The sequence below is a fragment of the Curtobacterium sp. MCBD17_023 genome (genome assembly GCF_003224415.1).
Classification (GTDB): domain Bacteria; phylum Actinomycetota; class Actinomycetes; order Actinomycetales; family Microbacteriaceae; genus Curtobacterium.
The window spans coordinates 430,413-457,136 of sequence record NZ_QKLJ01000002.1; the positions used below are offsets into that span (position 1 = coordinate 430,413).

26 protein-coding genes are annotated in these 26,724 nt (G+C 72.9%); 16 read left to right on the forward strand and 10 right to left on the reverse strand.

Annotated elements, in window-relative coordinates; translation table 11 throughout:
* Positions 1 to 5: 5 nt before the first annotated feature.
* The 3 genes from DEI84_RS04635 to DEI84_RS04645 all read right to left on the reverse strand — a co-directional run bounded on the left by DEI84_RS04635 (position 6) and on the right by DEI84_RS04645 (position 4,403).
* Entirely contained in the window at positions 6 to 1,835 is a 1,830-nt protein-coding gene (locus DEI84_RS04635; protein WP_181420355.1) for a DEAD/DEAH box helicase, read from the reverse strand.
* A 96-nt stretch (positions 1,836 to 1,931) separates the two neighbouring features.
* Positions 1,932 to 3,194, reverse strand: coding sequence for a DNA polymerase IV (gene dinB / locus DEI84_RS04640; protein ID WP_110889838.1), 1,263 nt, complete (start codon positions 3,192 to 3,194; stop codon positions 1,932 to 1,934).
* A gap of 42 nt (positions 3,195 to 3,236) precedes the next feature.
* Positions 3,237 to 4,403, reverse strand: a complete 1,167-nt coding sequence (locus DEI84_RS04645; RefSeq protein ID WP_110889839.1) for an acyl-CoA dehydrogenase family protein — start codon at positions 4,401 to 4,403, stop codon at positions 3,237 to 3,239.
* A gap of 24 nt (positions 4,404 to 4,427) precedes the next feature.
* Here DEI84_RS04645 and DEI84_RS04650 point away from each other — a divergent pair, with 24 nt between their 5' ends.
* The gene (locus tag DEI84_RS04650) at positions 4,428 to 5,213 is read left to right on the forward strand and encodes an SGNH/GDSL hydrolase family protein (RefSeq protein ID WP_110889840.1); all 786 of its coding nucleotides are present in this window, start codon (positions 4,428 to 4,430) and stop codon (positions 5,211 to 5,213) included.
* A 38-nt stretch (positions 5,214 to 5,251) separates the two neighbouring features.
* Here the strand turns inward: DEI84_RS04650 and DEI84_RS04655 are convergent, their stop codons facing one another.
* Both DEI84_RS04655 and DEI84_RS04660 read right to left on the reverse strand, forming a co-directional pair.
* Positions 5,252 to 6,511, reverse strand: coding sequence for a D-alanyl-D-alanine carboxypeptidase family protein (locus DEI84_RS04655; RefSeq protein ID WP_146236306.1), 1,260 nt, complete (start codon positions 6,509 to 6,511; stop codon positions 5,252 to 5,254).
* A 112-nt stretch (positions 6,512 to 6,623) separates the two neighbouring features.
* On the reverse strand, positions 6,624 to 7,439 hold the full coding sequence (locus DEI84_RS04660) for an RNA methyltransferase (protein ID WP_110889842.1): 816 nt from the start codon (positions 7,437 to 7,439) through the stop codon (positions 6,624 to 6,626).
* Positions 7,440 to 7,567: 128 nt separating this feature from the next.
* On the opposite strand from DEI84_RS04660, the gene DEI84_RS04665 reads away from it, so the two are divergent.
* From DEI84_RS04665 to DEI84_RS04675, 3 genes are all read left to right on the forward strand, one after another.
* The gene (locus tag DEI84_RS04665) at positions 7,568 to 8,494 is read left to right on the forward strand and encodes an NAD-dependent protein deacetylase (protein ID WP_110824986.1); all 927 of its coding nucleotides are present in this window, start codon (positions 7,568 to 7,570) and stop codon (positions 8,492 to 8,494) included.
* The gene (locus DEI84_RS04670; RefSeq protein ID WP_110824987.1) at positions 8,491 to 9,129 is read left to right on the forward strand and encodes a histidine phosphatase family protein; all 639 of its coding nucleotides are present in this window, start codon (positions 8,491 to 8,493) and stop codon (positions 9,127 to 9,129) included. The genes DEI84_RS04665 and DEI84_RS04670 overlap by 4 nt, the downstream gene beginning before the upstream one ends.
* Before the next feature lie 92 nt (positions 9,130 to 9,221).
* Positions 9,222 to 9,986, forward strand: coding sequence for a hypothetical protein (locus DEI84_RS04675; RefSeq protein ID WP_146236307.1), 765 nt, complete (start codon positions 9,222 to 9,224; stop codon positions 9,984 to 9,986).
* Between the two features lie 83 nt (positions 9,987 to 10,069).
* Here DEI84_RS04675 and DEI84_RS04680 read toward each other — a convergent pair whose 3' ends face one another.
* Together DEI84_RS04680 and DEI84_RS04685 are read right to left on the reverse strand one after the other, a co-directional pair.
* Entirely contained in the window at positions 10,070 to 11,152 is a 1,083-nt protein-coding gene (locus tag DEI84_RS04680) for a glycosyltransferase family 1 protein (protein WP_110825211.1), read from the reverse strand.
* 5 nt (positions 11,153 to 11,157) lie between these two features.
* Positions 11,158 to 12,243 carry an alpha/beta fold hydrolase gene (locus DEI84_RS04685; RefSeq protein ID WP_110889844.1) on the reverse strand — a complete coding sequence of 362 codons (1,086 nt, stop codon included), beginning with the start codon at positions 12,241 to 12,243 and terminating at the stop codon, positions 11,158 to 11,160.
* Between the two features lie 88 nt (positions 12,244 to 12,331).
* On the opposite strand from DEI84_RS04685, the gene DEI84_RS04690 reads away from it, so the two are divergent.
* The 12 genes from DEI84_RS04690 (at position 12,332) to DEI84_RS04745 (ending at position 24,167) form a co-directional block, all read left to right on the forward strand.
* Positions 12,332 to 13,090 carry a 3'-5' exonuclease gene (locus DEI84_RS04690; protein ID WP_375342308.1) on the forward strand — a complete coding sequence of 253 codons (759 nt, stop codon included), beginning with the start codon at positions 12,332 to 12,334 and terminating at the stop codon, positions 13,088 to 13,090.
* A 74-nt stretch (positions 13,091 to 13,164) separates the two neighbouring features.
* Positions 13,165 to 14,295: a DUF475 domain-containing protein gene (locus tag DEI84_RS04695; protein WP_110889845.1), complete on the forward strand. Its 1,131-nt coding sequence runs from the start codon at positions 13,165 to 13,167 to the stop codon at positions 14,293 to 14,295.
* Between the two features lie 48 nt (positions 14,296 to 14,343).
* Positions 14,344 to 14,928 (forward strand): TerD family protein, encoded by a 585-nt coding sequence (locus DEI84_RS04700; protein ID WP_110824991.1) that lies wholly within the window; start codon positions 14,344 to 14,346, stop codon positions 14,926 to 14,928.
* A gap of 43 nt (positions 14,929 to 14,971) precedes the next feature.
* Complete coding sequence (locus tag DEI84_RS04705) at positions 14,972 to 15,553, forward strand: TerD family protein (protein WP_110824992.1); 582 nt, start codon at positions 14,972 to 14,974, stop codon at positions 15,551 to 15,553.
* Positions 15,554 to 15,582: 29 nt separating this feature from the next.
* A complete protein-coding gene (locus DEI84_RS04710; RefSeq protein WP_110824993.1) occupies positions 15,583 to 16,161 on the forward strand; it encodes a TerD family protein in 579 nt (192 codons plus the stop codon).
* A 69-nt stretch (positions 16,162 to 16,230) separates the two neighbouring features.
* On the forward strand, positions 16,231 to 17,451 hold the full coding sequence (locus tag DEI84_RS04715) for a toxic anion resistance protein (protein WP_110824994.1): 1,221 nt from the start codon (positions 16,231 to 16,233) through the stop codon (positions 17,449 to 17,451).
* 18 nt (positions 17,452 to 17,469) lie between these two features.
* Entirely contained in the window at positions 17,470 to 18,042 is a 573-nt protein-coding gene (locus tag DEI84_RS04720) for a hypothetical protein (protein ID WP_110889846.1), read from the forward strand.
* A complete protein-coding gene (locus DEI84_RS04725; RefSeq protein ID WP_110889847.1) occupies positions 18,039 to 18,599 on the forward strand; it encodes a TerD family protein in 561 nt (186 codons plus the stop codon). The genes DEI84_RS04720 and DEI84_RS04725 overlap by 4 nt, the downstream gene beginning before the upstream one ends.
* A 251-nt stretch (positions 18,600 to 18,850) precedes the next feature.
* Complete coding sequence (locus DEI84_RS04730; protein ID WP_146236308.1) at positions 18,851 to 19,513, forward strand: hypothetical protein; 663 nt, start codon at positions 18,851 to 18,853, stop codon at positions 19,511 to 19,513.
* A 3-nt stretch (positions 19,514 to 19,516) separates the two neighbouring features.
* On the forward strand, positions 19,517 to 20,683 hold the full coding sequence (locus DEI84_RS04735) for an HpcH/HpaI aldolase/citrate lyase family protein (protein ID WP_110824998.1): 1,167 nt from the start codon (positions 19,517 to 19,519) through the stop codon (positions 20,681 to 20,683).
* Positions 20,680 to 23,349, forward strand: a complete 2,670-nt coding sequence (locus DEI84_RS04740) for a phosphoribosyltransferase domain-containing protein (protein ID WP_181420348.1) — start codon at positions 20,680 to 20,682, stop codon at positions 23,347 to 23,349. Before DEI84_RS04735 ends, DEI84_RS04740 begins: the two co-directional genes overlap by 4 nt.
* The gene (locus DEI84_RS04745) at positions 23,346 to 24,167 is read left to right on the forward strand and encodes an HAD family hydrolase (RefSeq protein ID WP_110889850.1); all 822 of its coding nucleotides are present in this window, start codon (positions 23,346 to 23,348) and stop codon (positions 24,165 to 24,167) included. The genes DEI84_RS04740 and DEI84_RS04745 overlap by 4 nt, the downstream gene beginning before the upstream one ends.
* A 114-nt stretch (positions 24,168 to 24,281) precedes the next feature.
* Here the strand turns inward: DEI84_RS04745 and DEI84_RS04750 are convergent, their stop codons facing one another.
* From DEI84_RS04750 to glgA, 3 genes are all read right to left on the reverse strand, one after another.
* Positions 24,282 to 24,530: a type B 50S ribosomal protein L31 gene (locus DEI84_RS04750; protein WP_017887280.1), complete on the reverse strand. Its 249-nt coding sequence runs from the start codon at positions 24,528 to 24,530 to the stop codon at positions 24,282 to 24,284.
* 110 nt (positions 24,531 to 24,640) lie between these two features.
* Entirely contained in the window at positions 24,641 to 25,423 is a 783-nt protein-coding gene (locus DEI84_RS04755) for an ABC transporter ATP-binding protein (protein WP_110889851.1), read from the reverse strand.
* 125 nt (positions 25,424 to 25,548) lie between these two features.
* On the reverse strand, positions 25,549 to 26,724 hold a 1,176-nt coding region (gene glgA, locus DEI84_RS04760), incomplete at its 5' end, for a glycogen synthase (protein ID WP_258371696.1).

Sequence of the window (26,724 nt, forward strand, 5' to 3'; positions counted from 1 at the left end):
GCGGGTCACCGTCGGCCGCCGATGCGGGAGCGGAGGATGTCGATGCGCTTCTGGATCTGCTCGATGCTCGCCTGCGCGACGGGCGGACCACCGCTGATCCGACGGAGCTCGGCGTGGATCGACCCGTGCGGTTCGTTCGCGTGCCGGGACCAGATCGAGACGAGGCGCTGCAGTTCCGACCGCTGCTCCTTGATCGTCATGTACATCGGCCGGTCCACCGGCTCGGGCGCCTTGGGCGTCCCGTCCTTCGGGACGCGGCCCTTCGAGCGCTTGGCCTGGGTCGCCTGCCGGGCGCGGAGGAGGTCCCGCACCTGGTCGGGCTCGAGCAGCCCGGGGATGCCGATGAAGTCGAGTTCCTCGAGCGACCCGACCTCGCCGCCGGTGCCGAACTCGCCGCCGTCATAGAGGACCCGGTCGAACGACGCCTGCGAGTCGAGCGCCTCGAACGGCTGCACGTCGAGCAGGCTCTCGGAGGCCCGGTCCTCCTTGTTCGCCTCCGCCACCATGGCGTCCTCGGGGTTGTACATGCCGTCCTCGGCGTCCTTCGGGCGGTCGAGGGCGTGGTCGCGCTCCAGCTCGAGGCTGGCGGCCAGCGCCATCAGCCCGGGCACGCTCGGCAGGAAGACCGACGCGGTCTCGCCGCGGCGTCGGGCGCGCACGAAGCGGCCGATGACCTGGGCGAAGAACAGCGGCGTGCTCGCGCTCGTGGCGTAGACGCCGACGCAGAGCCGCGGCACGTCGACGCCCTCGGACACCATCCGGACGGCGACCATCCACCGCGAGGTGTCCTCGGCGAAGGACTGGATCCGGCTCGACCCGGCGGCCTCGTCGGACAGGACCACGGTCGGCCGCTCCCCCGTGATGCGCTGCAGGATCCGCGCGTACGCCCGGGCGGTCGTGGTGTCGGTCGCGATCACCAGCCCGCCTGCGTCCGGCACGCCACGGCGCACCTCGGTGAGGCGCTTGTCCGCCGCCGAGAGCACGGCGGGCATCCACTCGCCCTCCGGCGACAGCGCGGTGCGCCAGGCCTGCGCGGTGATGTCCTTCGTGACGGGGTCGCCGAGCGAGGCGGCCATCTCGTCGCCCATCCGGGTCTTCCAGCGCATCTGCCCGGCGTAGGCCATGAACAGCACCGGGCGGACGACGCCGTCCTTGAGTGCCCGGCCGTAGCCGTAGTTGTAGTCCGAGATCGAGGTGCGGACCCCCTGCTCGTCCGGGGCGTACTGGACGAACGGGATCGGCGCCGTGTCCGACCGGAACGGCGTGCCGGACAGCGACAGTCGGCGCGTGGCCTTCGTGAACGCCTGCCGGATGCCGTCGCCCCACGTCAGCGCGTCGCCGCCGTGGTGCACCTCGTCGAGGATCACGAGGGTCTTGCCGCCCGCGGTGATCCGCTCGTGCACCTCGGGGTTCATGCCGACCTGCGCGTAGGTGATCGCGACGCCCTGGTAGTGCCGGCCGAACATGCCGTCGCCGTTCTTGAACATCGGGTCGAGCCGGATGTTCACGCGGTCGGCGGCGTCGGCCCACTGCCGCTTCAGGTGCTCGGTGGGCGCGACGACGACCAGGCGGTCGACGGTGCCGCGGGCGAGGAGCTCGGTCGCCAGGCGCAGCGCGAAGGTGGTCTTGCCGGCGCCGGGGGTCGCCGCGGCGAGGAAGTCGCGCGGTTCCTTCTCGAAGTACTTCGTGAGCGCTTCGACCTGCCAGGCGCGGAGCTTCGAGGCGGTGCCCCATGCGGCACGTTCGGGGAAGGCGGGCGACAGGTGCTCGGCCGCCGCGTTGCCCGCGACCTCGGCGATCGCCGCCGGTCCGGTGGGGCGGTGGTCGTCGGACAGCCCGTCGATCGGGAGTTCGGCGGGTTCCTGGTGCTCGATGTTCTCCGCTGCGCTCACTCCACCCGAGTGTACCGGCACGCGGTCGCCCGACACGTGTCAGTCCTGCCGGGCGTGCGGCGCCCGCGGCGTGCTCGGGCCGGGACCGCCGCCGGACCCGCGCACGAGGGACGCGGGACGCAGGACACCGGCACCGAAGCGCGCGGTGACCGCGTCGACGGTCGTCTCGGTCTCACGCCACGGCGCGTCGTCGTCCCACAGCGCGTTGCTCGCGGCCGCCGGCACGAGGTTCTCGCCGCGGACGCCGATGAGCCGGATCCGGTTGCCCGGACGGTGCAGGACGTCGTACAGCTCGACGGCCTCCCGGTGGATCCGCTTGGCGACGTCGCTCGGCTCGGCGAGGGTGCGGGAGCGGGTGAGCGTCGTGAAGTCGGTGTACCGCACCTTGAGCGCGACGGTCCGGGCCTGGACCTCGGCGCGTCGGAGCCGGACCGCGACCTTCTCGGCGAGTCGGAGGAGTTCCCGCGCCACGTCGTCCCGCTCGGTGAGGTCACGGCCGAACGTGACCTCGTGCCCGATCGACTTCTCACCGACCCCGGCCTCCACCGTGCGCGGGTCCCGGCCCCACGCCAGGTCGTGCAACCGCTGTCCACCGGCCGGACCGAGCAGCGACACCAGGGACGGCAGCGGGGTCGTCGCGAGGTCCCGCACGGTGTGGATCCCCCGACGCTCGAGCGTCTCCTGCGTCTTGCCCCCGACGCCCCACAGGGCCGAGACCGGCTGCGGGTGCAGGAAGGCGACGGTGTCGGCGTGCGGGACGACGAGCAGGCCGTCCGGCTTGGCGCGGCTCGAGGCGAGCTTCGCGACGAACTTCGTCGACGCGGCACCCACCGAGCAGTGCAGGCCCGTCTCGGCGAACACGGTGCGGCGGATCTCGGCGCCGATCTGCCACGGCGTGCCGTACAGGCGGAGGGCCCCGGCGACGTCCAGGAACGCCTCGTCGATGCCGAGCCGCTCGACCCGCGGGGTGAAGCGGTCGAAGATCCGCATGACCTGCGCGGAGCGGGCGCTGTACTTCTCGAAGTGCGGCTCGACGATGACGGCGGCGGGACACCGCCGTTTCGCGACCGCCATCGGCATCGCCGAGTTGATGCCGTACCGGCGGGCCTCGTAGGTGGCGGCCGTGACGACGGAGCGGTCGGAGTCGTGCCCGACGATCACCGGCAGGCCGACGAGGTCCGGGCGGTCGAGCAGTTCGACGGAGGCGAAGAAGGCGTCCATGTCGACGTGCAGGACCGTCGCCGAGCGGTCGTCGACGGGCGTGTCGGAGACGATCCGGTTGCGTCCGTCCTGCTTGCTCACCGGGTCATGGTCGCACGGACCGCCGACACCGCAGCTGCCGGTTCACCGCGGCAGCGGACCGAGTTCGGCCGCCGCGATCGTCCGCATCGCCGAGTCCCGTGTCGACGGGTGGTACTGGCCGGCGCGGACGTCCCGGGCCAGGCGGGCGAGTTCGTCGGTCGACCGGAAGGCCGACCCGCCGACGACGCGCATCGCCTCGTCCACCACGTGCTGCGCGGTGTCCACGGCACGGGCCTTCGTCCCGACGAGCAGCGGGAACCAGCGGTCGGAGTCCACCAGGTCGTCGACGTCGCGCGCCAGTGCGTCGACCTGCAGGTGCACGGCGTCGGTCGCGCTCCGCATCGCGGCCACGGCACGACGGACGTCCGGGTCGGCAGAGCGGGCCGTCCCGTCCGCCGCGGTGCGGGCGGCCACCCGCTCGACCGCGAGCGTCACCGCACGCGAGGCGATGCCGACGTATACGGACGCGACGAGCAGCTCGAACGCGGCGAAGACACCGAAGACCAGCGGATCGGCCACGGGTCCGACGGGTAGGACGCGCACGATCCGGTCGGCGGGGACGTGCAGCCCCCCGAGCAGGGTCGTCCGGCTCTGCGTGGCCCGCATGCCGAGGGTGTCCCAGTCGTCGAGGTGCCGCACGCCACCGTCGCCGCGCAGCGCGAAGCCGTGCACGAGCCGGGGCTCCGGGCCGGACGTGTCCTTGCCGAACACGCTCAGCACGTCCCACGCGGGCGCCAGGGACGTCGAGACCTTCGTGCCGGTGAAGCGGTAGCCGCCGGCGCCGTCCGGCTCGGCCACGGTGCGCGAGTCGAACAGGACCGCGTCGTTGCCGGGCTCGCTCACGCCGAACGCGAGGAGTCGGTCCGCTGCAGCGGCGTCGGTGACGGTGTCGAGGAACGACCCGCCCCTGGCGGACACGGCGCGGGCGGCCTGCACCCACACCTGGTGCATCCCGAGCCCGAGGGCCGTCGCCGGTGCCGCCTCGGCGAGCGTCCGCTGGACCGCTGCGGTCGCCCGGAGACCCAGCCCCGAGCCTCCGTCCCGGACGGGCACGCCGATCCGCAGGTAGCCGGCCCGTCGGAGTTCGTCGAGGTCCTCGACGCAGAACGCGTTGTCCGCGTCGTACCGGGGAGCACGGTCGGCGATGCGGGCGAGGAGCTCGTCCGGCACGGACCAGGGACGCTGCTCGAGCGGGGTGGACGAGGTCATGGGACGAGAGTACGGTCGCCAGGCGTGTCAGACCGTCATCCCTGGACCAGGTTCGTCGCGATCGGTGACTCCTTCACCGAGGGCATCGGCGACCCGGACCCGACGTCCGTCGGCGGGCACCGCGGGTGGGCCGACCGCGTGGCGGACGCGCTCGCGGACGGCACGGACGAGGACTTCGCGTACGCCAACCTCGCGGTGCGGGGGCGCCTGCTCCGACAGATCGTCGACGAGCAGGTGGAGGCGGCCCTCGCCCTCGGACCGGACCTCGTCACGGTGTCCGCGGGCGGGAACGACGTCATCCGTCCCGGTTCCGACCCGGACGAGCTCGCCGAACGGTACGACGGGATGGTGGAGCAGCTCCGCCGGGACGGTGCGACCGTGGTGCTCTTCACCGGACCGGACGTCGGGACCACGCCGGTGCTCGGCATGGTCCGCGGGAAGACCGCGGTCTACAACGAGCACCTGCACGCCATCGCACTCAAGCACGGCGCACTCGTGACGAACCTCTGGGCGCTCCGGGTCCTCCGGGACCCGCGGATGTGGGCGCCGGACCGGCTGCACCACTCGCCGCTCGGGCACGCGACCGTCGCGGCCGCCGTGCTCGACACGCTCGGTGTCCCGCACGCACTCGGACCGTCGGTGCCGGAGCCGCTCGCCGCCCGACCGTGGCGGGAGGCGCGGGTCGAAGACCTGGGTTGGGCGAAGGAGTACCTCGTGCCCTGGGTCGTGCGACGCGTGCGCGGGACGTCCTCCGGTGACGGCGTCACGGCGAAGCGGACCACCCTGCAGCCGGTGACCCGGCGCGACTGAGCACGGCCGAGGGCGGGACCCGGAGCGAGCGCCGCTCGCTAGCCGACCAGGGCGCCCGGGTCGAGCTCCACGCCGCGGAACGGGTTCGTCCACCGCCACCAGACGCCGGGGTCATCGATCGACCCGTCGAGCTCGAGCGGCACCGTGACCGGGTCGTGGTGCTCGACGGTGAACCGCACGCGGCCGACGCGCTCGCCCGCCGCACCGAGCGTCACCGGCTCGAGCGTCGTCTCCGCCGAGACGGTCGTGCTCCCCCACACCAGGACGGACGCCGCCCGGCTCGCGGTCGCGTCGACCTCGTCCTGCCACGGTGCCGTGTACGTGCCGAACGTCTGTCCCTCGTTCGTCAGGGTCACCACGTGGAAGTCGTCCGCGACCGAGTGCAGCAGCCGACGGACGTCAGCGTCGAGCGCGTCGTGGTCGACCCCGCCGAGCATGGCGCCGACGACGGTCACCGGTCGGCCGCCACGCTCGTAAGTGGCGGCGAAGAGCAGGCACGCACCCGCTTCGTCGAGGGTGCCGGTCTTGATCCCCTCGACACCGTCCATGCCGAGCAGCTTGTTCGAGTTCTCGATCTCGCCGACGCCCGGGACCGTCACCGACGCCGTGCCGACGACCTCCTTGACCACCGGCTCCGCGAGCGCGAGCTGCCCGAGGTCCACCAGGTCGGTCGCCGTCGACCGGTTCCGTGGGTCGAGGCCGGTCGGTTCGACGATCGTGGTGTCGTCCAGCCCGTGGTCGTCGAGCCACGTCGCGGCTGCGGCGCGGTAGGCGTCCATCGACCCGAACGCCCAGAGGGCGAGTGACCCCGCGTAGTTGTTCGCCGACTCCATGAGCGCCACCTGCAGCACCCGGTACTCGGACATCCGCCCGTCGGCCGGCAGCGGGGCGACCTCACCGTTCAGCGCCGCGTACTCCGCGTACAACGCCTCCATCGCCGGCGTGAACCGGACCGACGGCCCCTGCTTCCCGACCGGGAGGGGCTTCTGCTCGAGCACGACGAGCGCCGTCACGATCTTCGAGATGCTCGCGATCGACCGCTGGTGCCGGTCCCCGCTGGTCGTGAGGCTCTCCGGGAACCCCTCGGCCTCGACAGCGGTGGCACCGTAGTCCGGGAACCGGAGCTCCGGCGCGCGCACCCTGGGTGCCTCGTAGGTCGCGGTGCTCGCCGTGGCCGGGGCGAACGGCACGAGGGCGGCCGCGGCCAGGAACGCGGCGGCCAGCAGGAGGACGGCGACCACGCCGAGCGTCACGGGCCTCCGGAGCGCGGAGCGGGGGCGGCGGACGACGTTCGGCACGAGACCGGATCGTACTGGAGGCCCGGGGCGCGTCCCTGGGACCCGCCGCCGTCGGCGCGTGGCGCCTCGGGCCCTCCGGTCGCCTGTCGGGTCGGCCGACGGACCGCACCGGTCAGCGCGAGCGCTGCGCGTGCGCGACCGCCCAGAGACCGACGGCGCTCGCCGCGGCCACGTTCAACGAGTCCACCCCGTGGTGCATCGGGATCCGCACGGTGGTGTCCGCGGCGGCGACCGCCGCGGGCGTCAGGCCCTGGCCCTCCGTGCCCATCACGAGCGCGACGCGCTCGGGGACGTCCGCGACGAAGGCCTCCAGGTCGACGGAGTGGTCGGTGAGCGCCATCGCGGCCACGTGGAAACCCTGGGCGCGGAGGTCCTCGCCCGCCGCCGGCCACTCCCCGATGCGTGTCCACGGCACCTGCAGCACGGTGCCCATGCTCACCCGGACGCTCCGCCGGTACAGGGGGTCGGCGCACCGCGGGCTGACGAGCACCGCGTCGGCACCGAGCCCGGCGACGCTGCGGAACACCGCGCCGACGTTCGTGTGGTCGACGACGTCCTCGAGGACCACCACGAGGCGTGCGTCGCGGACGACGTCGGCCACGGACGGCAGCGAAGGGCGGTGCATCGCGGCGATCGCCCCGCGGTGCATCCGGAAGCCGGTCAGCTCCTCGAGGAGGGCGTCCGACCCGACGAACACCGGGCCGTCGTGCCCGTCGACCAGGGGCAGGACGCTGTCGAGCCACTTCTCCTGTACGAGCACGCTCCGCGGGACGTGACCGGCCCGGACCGCGCGCTCGATGACGGTGTTCGACTCGGCGATGTACAGGCCACCCTCGGGCTCGGTGACCCGTCGGAGCGCGACGTCGGTCAGGCGCGCGAAGTCGTCGAGGCGCGGGTCGTCGAGGGAGTCGATGCGGACGGGGTGCACGGTGCTCGTTCCGGTCGGGAGGGCGGTGGTGGTCCGGCTCGGGCGCGGCGGCGCGGGTCCCGGTCCGGGGCGGCGCCCGCACGGGGAAGGCCCGGGGACGCTCGGCGGTTGAGGGTACCGTGGACACGATGGCGACGAGCGACGGCACTGCGGACGACACCGCGGGGGACGACACCGCGACGGACGACAGCGCGACGGACGACACCGCGACGACCGGTGCGACCGCTGCCGCGTTCGAGCAGGCGGTCGCGGTCCTGCAGGGCAAGCGCATCGCCGTGCTCACCGGCGCGGGTGTCAGCACCGACTCCGGGATCCCGGACTACCGCGGAGCAGGCCGGGTGGTCCGCAAGCCGATGACCTTCCAGGAGTTCCTCGCCGACCCCGCCAAGCGGCAGCGCTACTGGGCCGGGTCGCACCTCGGCTGGCGGACCTTCGCCGCGGCACGCCCGAACGACGGGCACCGCGCGCTCGCGGAGCTCGAACAGGCCGGCGTGGTGAGCGGCATCGTCACCCAGAACGTCGACGGGCTGCACCTGCGCGCCGGATCGCGTCGGGTGGTCGAGGTGCACGGCTCGATGGACCGGGCGGTGTGCCTGACGTGCGGGCAGGTCTTCTCCCGCGCCGACCTCGCCGCGGTGCTCGACCGTGACAACCCCTGGATCGACGAGCCCGGGACGGTGCAGCTGCAGCCGGACGGGGACGTCGAGATCACCGACGTCGAGCGGTTCCGCGTGCCGGACTGCACGGTGTGCGGCGGCGTGCTGAAGCCCGACGTGGTGTTCTTCGGCGAGTTCGTGCCCGCCGAGAAGTTCCGCGAGGCCGTGTCCATCGTCGCCGAGGCGGACGCGCTCCTCGTCGTCGGGTCGTCGCTCACCGTGAACTCCGGCGTCCGGCTCCTGGACCACGCGACGCGGCGCAGGCGACCGGTCGTCATCGTCAACCGGGGCGCCACGCGGAGCGACCGTCGTGCCGCGGTGAAGCTCGACGCCGGGACGACCGAGACCCTCGTCGAGCTCGCGGCCCGGCTCACCGCGTCTGCGATGATCGACGGGTGACGACCCTCCTCTGCCTGGTCCGACACGGCGAGACCGACTGGAACCGGCAACGGCGCATCCAGGGGTCGACGGACGTGCCCCTCAACGACACCGGGCGACGGCAGGCGGCCGAGACCGCCGCGCTCCTGGCACGCCGGTCGTTCGACGCCGTCGTCTCGTCGCCCCTGTCCCGGGCCCTCGAGACCGGGACGATCATCGCCGACCACCTCGGGTTGGCCGCCCCGGCGGCGTACGACGGTCTCCGGGAACGCTCCTACGGCGAGGCGGAGGGTCTGACCCACGTCGAGATCGCGGAGCGCTGGCCGCACGACGCCGTCCCCGGGCGCGAGTCCCGCGCGGCGCTCCTCGACCGGGTGACCGAGACGCTCGCCGAGATCGCCGTGCGCTACGACGGCGGCGCGGTCGTCGTCGCGACCCACGGCGCGGTGATCCGGACCGTCGTCGACGCCGCCGCACCCGGGACGGTCGAGCGGTCGACGGTCCCGATCCGCAACGGGTCGGTGCACACCTTCCGGTGGGACCCCGAGCGCTTCCGTGCCGAACTGGTCCGCTCCGACGACCCCATCGACGACCTGTCGGACGCCCCGGGCCGGTACGCGTTCGAGTACCAGAACCCGCTCGAGCGCCGAGGCTGACGCCGCCCATCCGGGGAGCGTGCCGGGCAGCGTCGGACTAGCCTCCGGTGCACGGCGGCCCGACGACCGGGACGCCGCTGCGAGGTGAGGCAGTGAACGCAGGTGGACGGCATGCCGGCGACCGCTCCCGGGAGGGCGACGCCCTCCGTCGCGATCCGTGGGGCGACGACGACGACCTCGATGCCACGTTCGGGCCGGACACGGCCTCCGTCCGGACCCGCACGGGCGGCGAACGGCTCCGGGCCGGGACCCTGGTCGTCGTCGGCGTGGTCGTGGTGGCCGCGGTCCTCGTCCTGGTGCTCGGGGTCATCCTCGGCCAGGTCCAGCGTGGGGTCGGCGGCGTGTTCCCGCAGCCCGACGCGGACGGGCGCCGCTTCGTGACCGCTGCCGCCGCGCTGCCGGGCGTCGCCGCCGTGGACGCGCCCCGGACGGAGAAGACCTCGTTCGCGGGCTACGACGTCACCGCGGCGGTGCACGCCGAGCCCGACCTCCCCGCCACCGACCGACGGGCGCTCGTGACCGCCCTGAGCACCGCGTCCGCCGACTCCTCCGGCTCGGGCGTCCGCATCTGGGCGACGCTCGACCTCGGTGCCGTGCGGGTCGGGGTCTCGGACTCCCCCGAGACGAGCCAACGGCGACTCGAGCTCGCCGACGGCCTCGCGGCGATCGGCGGCGTGCTCACGGTGACCTGCGTCTTCGCCGACGCGACCGACGGTCGGTCGGACGCACCCGCCGCACAGGACGTGGTCGTCACCACGCACGGCCAGGGCGTGGGCTTCGCGGCGGTCGCCGCCGCTGCCGAGGCGGTCGGGGACGACGTGTTCCCGGGCGTCCAGGTCCGCACCCGTCATCCCTGACAGGTCGGACCGTCCGGTCTCCTCCGCCGTCCCGTCCGCTCCGCCGTGCCGTCCGGCGTGCCGCTAGCGGTCCGGCCGCGCCCTCAGCTCCGCCGACGCCGCGACCGGTCGGCCACGGCCCGCTCGACCGCCTGCGTGACGCGCTCGGCGGAGTCCTGCCACCGGAACCGGGAAGCCTGCGCGACGGAGGCCGACGACGCCGCGTCCCAGCGGGCCTCCAGGCGGCGGACGGCGGCCGCGACGGCGGACGGTGACGACGGGTCGAAGTACTCCGCCGCGTCGCCGCCGATCTCGCGGAAGATCGGGACGTCGCTGACGACGACCGGTGTGCCGACGCCCATCGCCTCGACGAGCGGGATGCCGAACCCCTCGTCGAACGAGGCGGTCGCGAGCGCCGTGGCGGAGCGGAGGACGGCGAGGTACTCGTCGTCGGTCGCTCCGTCGTGGAACACGAGCGCGCCGGCGGGCGCGAGCCGCTGCAACCGCGTGCGGTCGGCGGCGGTGACACGGGACATGCAGTGCAGCGTCCAGTCCGGACCGAGCAGGGGCAGCGCCGCGGCGAGCGTCTCGACGTTCTTGTACGGCATGAACGAGCCCATGTACACGAGCGACTTCGTCCGTCCACCGTCGGCGGCCCGTGGCTCGGCCGGGTCGGCCGCGTTGTACGCGACGGTGACCGGGCGGGTCGTGAGACGGTGCTCGGCGATGAGGCCCGCCGTCGTCCCGGAGACGGTCACGACACCGTCGGCCCCGTTCAGCAGGAGGCGCTGCGGCCACCACGCCAGGTGGAACGCCCGCCAGCCGAGACGCAGCGGCCACGCGAACTCCCGCGGTGGCGTCCGGTTCCGGTAGTAGATGAGGTCGTGCAGGGTCAGCACGAGCGCGTACCGGCGCCCGCGTGAGCCCATCGTCTGCATCGGCGAGAAGACCGCGTCGAGGCCGAGCCGGTTGACGTGCCGCGCGACGAGGGGCTCGCCGGGGTCGGTCGGCGCCGGGATGCGTTCCCACGGCACTCCCCCGGGCAGCGAGGCCAGCTGGCGTTCGTCGGACACGAGCAGGACGTGGTCGTGTCGGTCGGGCAGGTGCGCGGCGATCCCCGCGGTGAAGCGGCTGATCCCGTCGTGTCGACCGATCCGGACGTACCGGCAGTCGATGCCGATGCGCAGGCGCGTCACGAGGGGTCGCCTCCCGTCCGGCGAGTGCGGTCCGCAGCGCCACCGGTCGGTCCCTCGGGAGCGTTCGGTCCCTCCGGCGCGGTCGGTCGGCGCGTGGCGCTCGCCCGGCGTGGGGTGCTCGCCCGCTTCCGTCGGCCGGGAGCGCCCGGGGCGGGGTCCGCCATCCGGCGCAGGACCGCCGCGGCCGCCGCGGCCGGCGTCTCGTAGTGCACGAGGTGACCGACCTCCGGCACGACGACGAGCTCGGCGTCGCGGAGTCGCGACGCGAGGGCACGCTGCTCCGGCACGGCCGTGATGTCGTCACGCTCGGCGGCGACCATGAGCACCGGCACCGCGATCCGGTCGGCGAACTGCGAGACGTCGGAGGTGACCGAGGTCCGGAACGCCTCGAGGACGCTGGTCCGGTTCGCGAACGCCGAGAAGTACCGGTCGTGCTGGTCGTGCACCCAGCGGCGGACCGTCGGGTCGGCGGACTTCAGCATCGCGATGCTCATCGCGCGGACGATCCCGCGGTTGCGCAGCAGCCCGAGGCCGAGCGCGCGGGGCAGCCGGGCGCCGAGCCGGTAGTACGCGATCGCGACGGCCGTACCGATCGCCCGTGGACCCTGCAGGGCCGGGGCGGCGATGGGGTTGACGAGGACGAGCAGGCGCGTGTCGAGCCCGGCGGCCACCGACGCGGCGACGACGATCGAGCCGAACGAGTGCCCGAGGACGACGGTGTCGCGGTCGAGTCCGAGCGCGGAGTGGAAGCCGTCGAGCCAGGCGACGTACGCGTCGAGGTCCGCGGTCGGGTGCGGGTCCGACGTGCCGAAGCCGGGCAGGTCGGGCACGATGACGCGAACGCCCGACGGGTGCCCGGCCACGAGGTGCGCCGCGACGGACTCGAGCCCGTGGTGGTCCCCACGGAAGCCGTGCACCGCGAGCACGGTCGCCGGAGGTGCGTTGCGGGCACGGCCCTCGGCGCCGACCGCCGGCCCGTACTCCCAGTAGTGCGTGGTCCGGCCGTCGACCTGGACCGCGCGGTGCACGACGGGGGTCGCCGCCAGGAGCGACTGGTACGGGGACAGCACGGGCGGTTGCATCCGCGCCAGTCTAGGGAAGCCCTCCGGCGTGCGCCGTGACCCGTCCTGCGGGTCCCGCCGTGTCGGTGCGGTTGGCTAGCCTGGCCGCGTGACCTCCCCCGCTGCCGCCGTCGACCCGTCGACCCGGCCCCCGCAGGACCTGACGACCCGACCGTGGTGGCACGCGCTGGGCGTCTTCGACCTCGAGACGACCGGCATCGACGTCGAGACCGCCCGCATCGTCACCGCCCACGTCGGGCTGATCGACATGACCGGGCGCTCCATCGTCGAGGGTGCGTGGCTCGCCGACCCCGGTGTCGCGATCCCGGAGCAGGCGTCCGCGGTGCACGGGATCACGACCGAACGTGCACGGGCAGAGGGCCGACCGGCCGGCGAGGTCGTCGCCGAGATCGTCGCCGCGGTCGAGGCCGTGTTCGCCCGCGGGATCCCCCTGGTCATCTACAACGCCCCGTACGACCTCACCGTCCTCGACCGGGAGGCGAAACGGCACGGCATCGCCTCCCCCGTGATCGGCAACGTCGTCGACCCGCTCGTCATGGACAAGGCGCTCGACACCTACCGCAAGGGCAAGCGCACGCTCGAGGCCGCGTCGGCGTGCTACGGGGTCCGGCTCGACGACGCGCACGACGCCGGCGCGGACGCCATCGCCGCCGGACGGGTCGCGCAGGCCATCGCCGCGAAGTACCCCGACGACCTCGCGATCAGCGCCGAGGAGCTCCACCGCAAGCAGGTCGCCTGGTGCTCGGAGCAGGCGACCTCGTTCCAGGAGTACATGCGGGCGAAGCGTGACCCGACGTTCACCGCGGACGGCCGGTGGCCCCGTCGCCACTCGGCCCTGGGCATGTAGCATTCCGAACGGGGCGTGCTCGACCGTGCCGTCCCCCTGACGACGCACCACACACCACGGGGAGATCCGCGCACGTGTTCCTGAAGACCTTCGGGTGGTCCCTGGCCATCACCGTGATCGCCCTGGCCGTGGCGCTCGTGTACGGCGGGTGGAGCGCGGTCATCATCACCGCCATCCTCGGCGTGCTCGAGATCAGCCTCAGCTTCGACAACGCGGTCGTCAACGCCCGCATCCTCGAGCGGATGAACCCGTTCTGGCAGAAGATGTTCCTCACCGTGGGCATCGTCATCGCCGTCTTCGGCATGCGCGTGCTCTTCCCGCTGCTCATCGTCGGGGTCACGGCGTCGCTCAACCCCGTCGAGGCCGTCCAGCTCGCGCTCGAGAAGGGCCCGATCGACGAGCCCGGCACGTACGCGTACCTGCTGCACGAGGCACACCCGCAGATCGCCGCCTTCGGTGGCATGTTCCTGCTCATGATCTTCCTCGACTTCATGTTCGAGGAGCGCGAGATCCTGTGGCTGAAGTGGCTCGAGGCGCCGCTGCTCTTCATCGGCAAGCTCCCGATGGTCAACGTCGTCGTGGCCCTCGTGGTCCTCGCGATCGCGGGCACCACCGCCGGCGACCACCAGTCGATCGTCCTCGTCTCCGGGATCGCCGGACTCGTCACCTACTTCCTCGTGACCGGTCTCGGCGGGCTGTTCGACGTCGGCGACCCGGAGGACGACGGCAACTCGTTCGAGAACACCGGCGAGATGGTGGCCGAGGCGAACCGGATCAGCGGCAAGCGCAAGGTCGGCACAGTCGCCGGCAAGGCCGCGTTCCTGCTGTTCCTCTACCTCGAGGTCATCGACGCGTCGTTCTCGTTCGACGGCGTCATCGGCGCCTTCGCGATCACCGCCGACCCGATCATCATCGCGCTCGGCCTCGGCCTCATCGGTGCCCTGTTCGTCCGGTCTCTCACCGTCTTCCTGGTCCGACAGGGCACGCTGGACGAGTTCGAGTACCTCGACCACGGTGCGCACTGGGCGATCGGTGCCCTCGCGGCGATCCTGCTCATCACGATCACCACCGAGGTGAACGAGGTGGTCACCGGCCTGATCGGCGTCGTGTTCATCATCGCCGCGTTCATCTCCTCGGTGGTCCGCAACAAGCACAAGACCGGCGAGCACCAGCCCGCCGACCAGCACGTCACCGTCGCCTCCTGACACCAGGGGCGACCGCTCCACCGCAACCACGACGAAGGGTTCACCGCCATGGGTCTCAGCCTCCAGAAGGGCCAAGCGCTCTCGCTCACGAAGAACGACGGGAGCGCACTGACCCGCGTCCGGCTCGGTCTCGGGTGGGACGCCGTCACGACCAAGCGCGGCCTGTTCGGTCGCAAGGCAGCCGACGTCGACCTCGACGCCTCTGCGATCTTCTTCGGTGCCGACGGCCAGCCGGTGGACTACGTGTGGTTCAACCAGCTCCGGAGCAAGGACGGCTCCGCGCAGCACACCGGCGACAACCTGACCGGCGACGGTGACGGCGACGACGAGGTCATCCGGATCGACCTCAGCGCGGTGCACGGTGCCGTCCAGCAGATCGTGTTCGTGATCAGCAGCTACAGCCGGCAGACGTTCGACAACGTGCAGAACGCGTTCTGCCGGGTGGTCGACGACTCGACGGCCGGCGCTCCCGAGGTCGCCCGCTACCAGCTCACCGACTCCGGGCAGCACACCGCGATGGTCATGGCGAAGGTGTCCCGCACGGGAGCAGGATGGACCTTCACCGCGATCGGTGAGCGGGCCGACGGCCGGACCGTGCAGGACCTCGTCGGTCCGGCGGCAGCCGCACTCTGACCCGCCCGGACACCGCAGCACCGCACCGACGGAAGGACGATCGATGGCGACCCTCTCGCTCTCGAAGGGCAACAACCTCTCGCTGACCAAGACCGACCCGGGCCTGCGCCGGGCGATGATCGGGCTCGGCTGGGACCCGCGCACGACCGCGGGCGAGCAGTTCGACCTCGACGCTTCCGCCCTGCTCGTCGGCGCGAACGGCAAGGTCCGCTCGAACGACGACTTCATCTTCTACAACCAGCTGCAGTCGGTCGACGGCTCCGTGGTGCACCAGGGCGACAACCGCACCGGTGAGGGCGACGGGGACGACGAGCAGATCCTCATCGACCTCGACCTCGTGGCCGCGGACGTCGCGCGCGTCGTCATCGTCGTCACCATCGACCAGGCCGACGCCCGGCACCAGAACTTCGGGCAGGTCCGTGGTGCGTTCTGCCGCGTGGTGAACGACGAGACCGGCAACGAGGTCGTCCGCTTCGACCTCACCGAGGACGCGGCCTCGGAGACCGGCATGATCTTCGCCGAGATCTACCGGTACGACGGCGAGTGGAAGTTCCGCGCCGTCGGCCAGGGCTACGCCACCGGACTCCGCGGCGTCGCGACCGACTACGGCGTCGTGCTCGACTGACGCTCCCCTCCAACCCGAAAGGACCGATCATGGCCGGACTCTCCCTCAGCAAGGGCGGCAACCTCTCCCTCACGAAGACGAGCCCGGGACTCACCGTCGCCACCGTCGGCCTCGGCTGGGACCCGCGCACCACCGCCGGCGAGGCCTTCGACCTCGACGCCTCGGCCCTGCTCGTCGGCGCCGACGGCAAGGTGCGCTCGGACGCCGACTTCATCTTCTACAACCAGCCCCGCAGCGCGGACGGTTCCGTCGAGCACAAGGGCGACAACCGCACCGGCCAGGGCGACGGTGACGACGAGCAGATCGTCATCGACCTGCAGAGCCTGCCGGCCGACGTCGACCGCGTGGTCGTCGTGGTGTCGATCGACCAGGGTGAGGCCCGCCGCCAGAACTTCGGACAGGTGCGCAGCGCCTACTCACGGGTGCTCGACCAGGACGGCACGGAGATCGTGCGCTTCGACCTGTCCGAGGACGCCGCTCCGGAGACCGCGATGATCTTCTCGGAGATCTACCGCAACGGCGCCGAGTGGAAGTTCCGTGCGGTCGGCCAGGGCTACCAGTCCGGGCTCGCCGGCGTCGCGACCGACTTCGGCGTCAACCTCAGCTGACCCGCCGGGCCACCACACTCGCCCGCTCCGCACCACCCCGTCCTCCCACCACGTCACAGGAGACCACCGATGCCCGGACCGCTCGCTCCGCCGGAGCCCACCGACCCGTCCCAGGACGCACTCGTCCTCCGCGCTGCCGACGCCGCCGAGGTCGTCACGCCGGATGATGCTCCGGGGATGGTGCCGGTGGACGCCGGTCGTCAGGCGCAGATCGCGGCCCAGGCCCGTGAGTTCGTGGACGAGGTCGCGGGCCTCGACCCGCGGTCGCCGGCGTTCACCGAGAAGGTCGACGGCATCAACGCCATCGCGAGCTCGGAGATCGCCCGGTCGGGTGGCTTCTCGTCCCGCATGCTGGAGCGCTCGCAGTCCTCGGTGGCGGGCGCCAAGCGCACCGGCGACGGCGCCCAGGTGAAGGTCGCGACGACCCTCGGTGACCTGCGCTCCACCGTCGAGGACCTCACGCCGAACCAGGCCGACCTCAGCACGGGCCGGAAGATCCTCGGCATGATCCCCGGCGGCAACAAGCTGGCGAAGTACTTCCAGCGCTACGAGTCGGCGCAGACCCAGCTCGACAAGATCATCAAGTCGCTCATGGCGGGGCAGGACGAACTCCGCAAGGACAACGCGACCCTCGCTGACGAGAAGGTCCAGCTGTGGGAGACCATGCAGCAGCTGAGCGAGTACGCCGTGTTCGCGAAGGCCCTCGACGCGGCCACCGTGTCGAAGATCGAGAGCCTGCGGAACGGCGGTCGGGTCGACGAGGCGCAGAAGCTCGAGTCCGACGTGCTGTTCCCCGTGCGCCAGCGGCACCAGGACATCCTGACGCAGCTCGCCGTGTCCGTGCAGGGCTACCTGGCCATGGACCTCGTGCGGAAGAACAACACGGAGCTCATCAAGGGCGTCGAGCGCGCCCGCACCACGACCATCGCGGCGCTCCGCACGGCCGTCGTCGTGGCGCAGGCCCTCGCGAACCAGAAGATGGTGCTCGACCAGATCGACGCGGTGAACAACACCACGAACGCGATGATCCTGCAGACCAGCGAGATGCTCCGTGACCAGACCACGCGGATCCACGAGCAGGCGACGAACTCCGGTGTGAGCGTCGAGACGCTGCAGAAGGCGTTCGACAACGTGTTCCAGACCATGGACGCGATCGACTCGTTCCGCTCGCAGGCCGCGCAGAACATGTCGTCGACGGTCTCGGCGCTCGAGTCGGGCATCCAGCGCGCGAAGCCGTACCTGGAGCGGGCCCGCCAGGGCGACGACGACCAGCGATCGGTCACGCGATGACGACCGCGGTCGACTCCCGTGCGTGACCGTCTCCGCGCACTGTTCGGCCGCGACGACGACGACCCGGACCGCCGTGTCGCCGAACCCGATGCCGAGACACCCGCGTCGGCGGCGGCCGCTGCTGCCGCACGCATCGACGTCCGCGGATCGGGTGGGGCCGCCGACGACGCGACCGCGGCTGCCGGCCTCGACGACCTCCGTGCCTTCGTGCGCGCCGCCGGGGCCGACCTCCCGACCGTCGTGTCCTCGCGGGTGCGCCACGTGGAGGACCTGCTGCGCGACGCCGCCGGGACCGTGATCGCCCGGGGCGCGTCGACGGAGCAGCGGTACCTGTTCCAGGCCGTCGTCGACGACTACCTGCCCACGCCCGTCCGCACGTACCGGTCCCTGCCCCCGTCGGACCGCACCCCGGACAGCACCGCCACGGCGACCCTCGCCGGCCAACTCGACGTCGTCGCGGAGACGGTGGAGGACATGCACGAACAGATCAGGAGCGGCGCGATCGCCGAACTCTCCTCGCACGGCCGGTTCCTCCGGGACCGCCTCGGTGACGGTGACGAGGGTCTGCGTCTGCGTGGAGCGGACTCGTGAGCGGGCGGCTCGTCCCGGGAGCGAACGCCGCCGTCACGGCTGAGAACCCCGGGCTCACGGCCGTGGTCGTCGGCGTCTCGTGGGACCAGATCGCGAGCCGCGGCCCGTCCGCGGAACTCGTCCCGGTCGCGATCGTGTGCGGGCCCGACGGACGGGTGCTGTCGGACGACGACCTGGTGTTCTTCAACCAGCTCGAGAACGCGGACGCCTCGGTGCGGTACCTCGACGAGTCCGACCAGGAGGAGATCGACGTCGACTTCGCCTCGGTCCCGGACACGGTCGACAAGATCGTCTTCGCGGTCTACCTCGACCCGGACCCGCGGTCACCGAAGGACCTCGGCTCGGTGCGCTCGATGTCCGTCCGGGTGAGCACACCGGACGGTCGGGAACTCCTCGTCTTCCCGCTGCCGTCCGAACGCAACCACATGATCGACGCGGTCATCCTCGGCGAGCTGTACCGCCACCGGTCGGAGTGGAAGTTCCGCGCCGTCGGCCAGGGGTACACGACGGGGCTGACGGGGCTGCGCGCCGACCACGGCATCGGCCGCTCGCGATGACGGCAGGGCACCCGTTCCTCCGCCGGCGCGTCCGTCCCACCCCGCCCGGCCAGGAGGCCCGTCCCGGCGCCGCAACGCCTGGTGCGTCGCATGCGTCGCCCGCTCTCGGCACCGCGGGCACCGGCTCTCCCGTCGGACGGCCGCCGGCCCCGCCGCCACACGTGTCCCCGGCGTCGAGCGGGCAGTCGCAGGCGAGCGGTTCCGGTTCCGGGCTCAGCCTGTCCTTCGGCCGACCGGCACCGACGTCCGGTGTGGGGCATGCGGCTTCCGCCCCGCCGACGACCGGCCACTCGGTTCCCGGTTCGGCGACGACGGCCGCCCCGTCGACCCGGTTCACGCACGCCTCCACCCCGGTGTCCGGTACGACCCGCTCGGACCGTGTCGCCCGTCGCCTGGCCGAGCGCGCCTCCCGGATCCGTCCCTTCCCGGCACCGGACCCCCGTGACGTCCGCGTCCTCGGACCGGACGAGCCCGTCGCCCGCATCGACCGTCGCCGGTCGGCCGTGGGGGCGCTGCGCATCACCGGGTCCACGAGCGTCGCCTGGGAGTCCGTCGACCGCGTCGTCGGCGCCACCACGGTGGACGGCGCCACCGCCGGACGGGCTGTGCAGACGTCCGGCAACCGACCGCTCGTCGGGTACGACGGGCGCGACGTCCTCGTCTCCCTCCGGCACGTCCGCGATCTCCGGCGTGCCCTCGTGATGTGCCGGGGTCAGGAGCGTCTCGTCGCCCTGCAGGACGGCACGACCCTGGCCGTCGACCCCGGCGACGCCGACACCACGGTGATCCTGGCGCTCTCCGTCATCGACGGTGAACTCGAGCTCCGCGCCGAGCCGTTCCCCCGGGCGTCCCACGACGGGGACGTCTTCGCCGCGTTCGGGTTCGTCCTGTCCGCCCCGACAGTCGGAGTCTGATCCGTGCGCCACTTCGCCGCCGTTCCCGACCAGGAACAGCTGTTCCTCCGCCCGCCCGAGGACGTCACCCGGGACAGCGACCAGGACCTCCGCGCGGTGGCCCTCGGTGCGACGCTGTACACGCCGGGGATCCGCCCCGACCTCGTCCGCGACGTCCGCCGGCAGACCGAGCTCGGTGCCGGGTCGATCGTGCTCTGCCTCGAGGACTCCGTCGGCGACGACGACCTGCCGCGCGCCGAGGCGAACGTGGAGGCGGCACTCCGGACCCTGACCGAGGACGCCGACCCGGCCACGCTGCCGCAGCTGTTCCTGCGCGTCCGGACACCCGAACACCTCACCCGGCTCGTGGACCGGCTCGGCGACCGTGCGCTCGACGTGCTCAGCGGCATCGTCCTGCCGAAGTTCGAGAACAGCGACGGCGTCGGAGCCCGGTGGTTCGACGTGCTCGACGCGGCGAACGCCGGGCGCGGGTCCGACCGTCGGTTGCTCGTCATGCCGATCCTGGAGTCGCCGGCGATCATGCACCGCGAGTCCCGGACGGACGCCCTCGCCGACGTGCACGACCTCCTGCTCGCCCGCCGCCGGGACGTGCTCGCCGTGCGCATCGGCGCCACCGACCTGTCGAGCGTGTACGGCCTCCGGCGCCCCTCGCACCTGACCGTGTACGACGTGCAAGTGCTCGCGTCCGTGATCGGCGACGTGGTGAACGTCCTCGGCCGCGCGCGGGACGGCTTCGTCGTCGCCGGGCCGGTGTGGGAGCACTACCCGGACTCCGACCGCGTGTTCCGCACGCAGCTCCGAGCGTCGCCGTTCCAGGAGGCCGGCGACCTGGCGCTCCGCCGGCAGCTGCTCCTCGAGGGGTTCGACGGGCTCCTCCGCGAGGTCACCCTCGACCAGGCGAACGGCCTCACCGGCAAGACCGTCATCCATCCGAGGCACGTGCCGCTCGTGCACGCCATGTCGGTGGTCAGCGACGAGGAGTTCTCCGACGCATCGGACGTGCTCGCGAACGCTTCGGGCGGGGTCGCCGCGTCGAGGTACGGCAACAAGATGAACGAGATGAAGCCGCACCACGCCTGGGCGGAACGCACCATGCTGCGGGCCCGGGCGTTCGGTGTGACCACGCCGGACGTGACCTACGTCGACCTGCTCGAGCGGAGCCTCCCGTGACCACGACCACGCTGCCGACCACGCTGCCGACCCCCGCCGACCTCGGTGTCGAGCTCGTCGACGACCGGACGGCCCCGGGCGACACGACCGTCCCGCTGTCGTCGCTCGTGCGGCTCGCGCTCCGCCGCAACCCGAAGCGGGCGCACCTGCTCGTCTCGACGGTGCTCGCGAAGCACGTCCCGACGGTGCCGGCGGTCGCGCTCCTGGCCGGCGAGGCGCTCGGCGCACGCGTGGCCGACGTGCTCGACGGCGGCGCGCGCTTCGACGCCGGCGCCGCGGGCCGCTTCCGCGCGGTGCTCGACGCGCAGGCCTCGGCGGGCGACGCCGCAGCACACGACGCGCTCCACCGGACCGCGACGACGCTGCGGACGGACCTCGCGGCCTCCCGTCCGACCCACCCCGAGGCCCTGGTCCTCGGCTTCGCGGAGACCGCGACCGCGCTCGGCGCCATGGTCGCCGAGTCGCTCGGGGCCGCGACCCTGCACTCCACCCGGCACGAGCTCCCCGGTGTGGCCGCGGCAGCGGGCTTCGACGAGGCGCACTCGCACGCCACCGCACACCGGCTGCTCCCGGCGCACGACGACTGGTTGCCGACCGACGGCACGGTCGTCCTCGTCGACGACGAGCTCAGCACAGGGGCGACGGCGCGCGCCACCATCCGCGCCCTGCACGCCCTCGCACCGCAGCGGCAGTGGGTGGTGGCCGCACTCGTCGACCTCCGTTCCGACGCCGACGTCGCCGCGACCGAGGCCCTCGCCGTGGAGCTCGGTGCCCCCGTGGCCGTGGTCGCGCTCGGTCGCGGGCACGTGACGCTCCCGGCGGACCTCCCCGCGACGGCCGCGGAGATCGTCGCGGCCCTCGCCACCCCGCTCGGCGCACCCGGTCCACTCGGCGCCGGCAGCCCGGATGGCCGCGACGTCGCGCCGGATGGCGGCGGGACCGCGGACGGGAGGCCCGTCCCGGACCCGGCACGCGCCTCCCGTCCCGGCGCGGTCACCGTGGTGACCGCCGCGCCCACCGCGGTCGACCGGACCGGCACGCCCGCGTCCCGCGTCCGCACCCCGCGCACCGACGTCGAAGGCACCGCCGCCGACCTCGCGACCGTCCTCGGCGAGGCGCCGGGCCGGGTCCTCGTGCTCGGCACCGAAGAGCACATGGCGACCCCGCTCGCGGTGGCCGATGCCCTCCGCCGTCGGACGGGTGCCGACGTCCTGTCCTCCACGAGCACCCGCTCCCCCGTCGCCGTCCTCGACGACCCCGCGTGGCCCATCCGGTCCGGGATCCGCCACCGCTCGCACGACGACACCGTCGACGGTCCCGGTGAGCGCTGTGCGTACAACGTGCTCGGGTTCGACGCGGTCGTCGTGGTGCCGGAGCCGGGCACCGACCCGGCCCGGTTGGAGGGTCCGGACGGGCTGCTCCCGGCCCTCGCCGCCGTGACCCCCCGCGTCGTGCTCGTGACGAGCGCGCTCGCGGACGCCGACGACCGAGCGCAGCGCGACGGTGGGACACCTCCCCGCCCGCTCACCGGACCGTCCTTCGGCTCCTACGAGCCCGACGACGTCACCTGGCTGCTGCAGGACCTGGCGGACGCCGCCCTCGAGGCGGACACCGCCGACCGGGAGCGTGCGATCCAGCTCGAGGGCGCGAACTACGCCGAGTCGTTGCCGGTCGAGTACGTGCCGACCGAGGCGTACGAGGAGCTGTACCGCGACGCCCTCGACCGCTCGGCCGACCGCATCGCGGAAGCGGTCGGCATCGTCACCGACCTCGTGCTCCGCGACCGGCCGCACGCCGTGCTCGTGTCCCTCGCGCGCGCCGGCACCCCGGTCGGGATCCTCATGCGCCGGTGGGCCGCAGAACAGCGCGGTCTCCGGCTCCAGCACTACACCGCGAGCATCGTCCGCGGGGTCGGCATCGACGAGACCGCGCTCCGCTGGCTCGCGGCGCACCACGACCCGGCGCAGGTCGTCTTCGTCGACGGGTGGACCGGGAAGGGCGCCATCACGCGCGAACTCACGGACGCGCTCGACCGGTTCGCGGCGACCGACGGCGTGCGGTTCGGCGACGAGCTGGCCGTCCTCGCCGACCCGGCCGGGTGCACCCCGCTGCACGGGACCCGTGACGACTACCTCGTGCCCTCCGCGTGTCTCAACTCGACGGTCTCCGGACTCGTGTCCCGGACCGTGTTCAACCGGTCCTGGACGCCCGAGGGGACGCTGCACGGTGCGAAGCAGTACCGCGAGCTCGCCGGCCGTGACCACTCCCGGTCCTTCGTCGCGACGATCGCCGCCCGGTTCGCTGCGGTCCGCTCCCGGGTGGACGCGGCCGTGGCCGCGGACGGCGGACCGACGGCCCGTGCCGTCGACTGGCGCGGCATGCGGACGGTCGAGGCGATCGGCGCCGAGTACGGCATCGAGGACCTGCACCTCGTCAAGCCCGGCGTCGGCGAGACCACCCGCGTCCTGCTCCGGCGGGTGCCGTGGCAGGTGCTCGTGCGCGATCCCGACGACGTCGACATCGCGCACGTCGTCGCCCTCGCCCGGGAGCGCGGCGTCCCGGTCGTGACCCGGCCCGACCTCTCCTACAGCTGCGTCGGGCTCATCCACCCGCTCGGCAGCCGCGTGACCGGGTCCGCCGCCACGACCGCGGGAGCCGACGCATGACCGCCCTCGTCGGGTTCGACCTCGACCGCACCGTGGTCTACTCGTCCGCCGCGCTGATGCTCGACGGTCCGGACGAGGCGGCACCCTCCCTCGTCGTCACCGAGGTGTACCAGGGCCTGCCGCTGTCCTTCATGACCCGCGCGGCGGAGCGTGCCCTGTCGGAGCTCGCCGCGGCCGCCGTCGTCGTGCCGGTGACCACCCGGACGGTCGCGCAGTACCGGCGGATCCGCCTGCCGCTGCCGCCCTCGGGCTGGGCGGTCACCACGAACGGCGCGGTCGTCCTGCACGACGGCGAGCCGGACCCGGCGTGGACCGAGACGCTCCGCGGTGAGATGGCAGCGACGTCGGCGCCGCTGCCGGAGGTCGAGCAGCGCCTCGCGACCGATCTGCCGACCGGCGCGGTCCTCCGCACCCGTCGCGCCGAGGACCTGTTCGTGTACGCCATCGTCGAGCGCTCGGAGCTGCCGGACGCGGCGGTCGAGTCGTTCGCCGGTGACCTCGCCGAGCTGGGCTGGCGGGTGTCGGTGCAGGGCCGGAAGCTCTACGCGGTCCCGGCGCCGATCCGGAAGGAACGAGCCCTGGCCGCCGTCGCCGAGCGGATCGGTGCGACCCGGACCGTCGCCGCCGGGGACTCGCTCCTCGACCGGGAGATGCTCGCCTGGGCGGACGTCGCGATCCGCCCCGCACACGGCGAACTGCACGCCGTCGGTTGGTCGGCGCCGAACCTCGTCGTCACCGCGGCGCAGGGCGTGCTCGCGGGCGAGGAGCTCATCGGGCTCGCGGCTGCGGCGGTGGCGGACGTGCCGGCGTCCGTCTGAGGCCGCGTCCGTCCGCGTCCGCCTCTGCTGCGTCAGCCCCTGCTGTGTCCGCCCCGGACGACGAACGGGCGGCCCTCCCTGAGGAGGACCGCCCGTCCGTCGCTGGGAGGCTGCTTACTTGCTGAAGCCCTTGAAGCGCTGGTTGAACTTCTCGACGCGGCCGGCCGAGTCGAGGATGCGCTGCTTGCCCGTGTAGAACGGGTGCGAGGCGGACGAGATCTCGACGTCGATGACCGGGTAGGTCGCACCGTCGAGCTCGATGGTCTTGTCGCTGTTCGCGGTCGAACGCGTCAGGAACGTCTCACCGGAAGCCAGGTCACGGAAGACGATGGCGCGGTACTCGGGGTGGGTGTCGGTCTTCATGGGGATTCCTCGGTGGATCGCGATGACGGAAGATGGGAAGTCGTTGGCGGACGCCAGCCGTCCACGTTACCAGAACGCGGGACGGATCGGGAGCGCCGCCGTCGGGTGTGTCAGACCGCGCGGGCGGTCCAGCGCCCGGCGTCCTTCGAGACGGTGAGCTCGACGCCGAACGCGGTGGTCAGCGTGTCGGCGGTCAGGACCTCGTCGATCGGGCCCGCGGCTTGCACGTGACCGTCCGACAGGACCAGGGCGCGCGTGAAGCCCGCCGGGATCTCCTCGACGTGGTGGGTGACGATGACGATCGCCGGCGAGTCCTCGCTCTGCGCGTAGCCGCCGAGGGTGCGCACGAGGCTCTCGCGGGCCCCGAGGTCGAGCGAAGCGGCCGGCTCGTCGAGGAACAGCACCTCGGGGTCGGTCATCACGGCGCGGGCGATCTGGACCCGCTTCTGCTCGCCGTCGCTCAGCTCGCCGAAGGTCCGGTCGGTGAAGGCGCCGAGGCCCCACTCCTCGAGCACGCGCTGCGCACGACGGACGTCGAGCTCCTCGTACTCCTCGTTCCAGCGGCCCGTGACCGAGTACGCGGCGGTGAGCACGACGTCGATGACCTTCTCCGTCACCGGAATGCGGCGCGCCAGGGCGGTCGACGCGAAGCCGATCCGCGGGCGGAGGTCGAACAGGTCGGCGCCGCCGAGCTCGGTGCCGAGGACCTCGACGTCACCCGACGTCGGGAAGGTCTGCGCGCCGGCGACCTGCAGCAGCGTGGTCTTGCCGGCACCGTTCGCACCGAGCACCACCCAGCGCTCGTCGTCCCGCACCTCCCACGAGATCCCGTCGAGGATGGTGGCCCCGTTGCGGACCACGGAGACGTCTGACAAGCGCACGACCGAGGGCATGCACCCAGCCTACGCGAGCGGGCTCCGCTCCCCCGTCAGCGCCGCGCTCGACGGGCAGGAGCCGCGACGGACGGGAGGCCCGGTGCCGGTCACGGGGACCGGCGCCGGGCCTCCAGGCCGGCGCGTCAGCGTCCGGCGAGGACCTGGTCGTAGACCGCGCGCGTCTTCGTGGCGATGGCGCCCCAGGTGAACTCGCTCTCGACCCGCAGGCGACCGGCGCGGCCCATGAGCTTCGCGAGCCCGAGGTCGCCGAGCACCTCGTTGAGGGTCGCGGCGAGGTCCGCGACGTACCGATCCGGGTCGGTCGGGGTGCCGGTGCCGTCGGTCGCCTGGTCGATCGGCACGATCCGACCGGTCAGCCTGTCGGCGACGACCTCGGGGATCCCGCCGGTCTTCGTGCCGACGACGGGGATGCCGCATGCCATGGCCTCGAGGTTGACGATCCCGAGCGGTTCGTAGATCGACGGGCAGACGAACACCGTCGCGCTCGACAGCACGTGCACGATCTCGCGGTGCTCGAGCATCCGGTCGATCCAGACGACGCCGCTGCGACGGGTCCGGAGGTCCTCGACGAGTCCGGTGACCTCGGCGAGGATCTCGGGTGTGTCGGGCGCGCCGGCACAGAGCACGACTTGGACGTCCTCGGGCAGCGAGGCCACCGCGCGGAGCAGGTACGGCAGGCCCTTCTGCCGGGTGATGCGGCCGACGAAGACGACGCTCGGGCGGTCCGGGTCGATGCCGAGCGCGCGGACGGCGTCGTCGTCGCGTTCGGGCTTCCAGTCGTCGATGTCGATGCCGTTGTAGACGACCTTGACGCGGTCCGGGTCGATCGACGGGTACGAGCGGAGGATGTCCGCGCGCATCGCCTTCGACACCGCGACGACGCCGTCGGCGTTCGTGAACGCCTCGCGCTCCATCCAGCTCGACAGGCGGTACCCGCCGCCGAGCTGCTCGGCCTTCCACGGGCGGAGCGGCTCCAGGCTGTGCGCGGTCACGACGTGCGGGATGCCGTGCGTCAACTGCGCCAACCGGCCCGCGGAGTTCGCGTACCAGGTGTGGGAGTGCACGAGGTCCGCACCCTCGACGTCCGCCGCGATCTGCACGTCGGTGCCGAGCGCCTGGAGCGCGCCGTTCGCCTGTTCGAGCCCTGCAGGGGTGCGGTACGCCCACACGCCCTCCTCGTCGCGGAACCCGCCGAACGCCCGGACACGGACGTCGGTGTCCGTCCCGGACCGCAGCGCCGCGGTCAGCTGGGCAACGTGGACACCGGCTCCGCCGTACACCTCTGGCGGATACTCCCT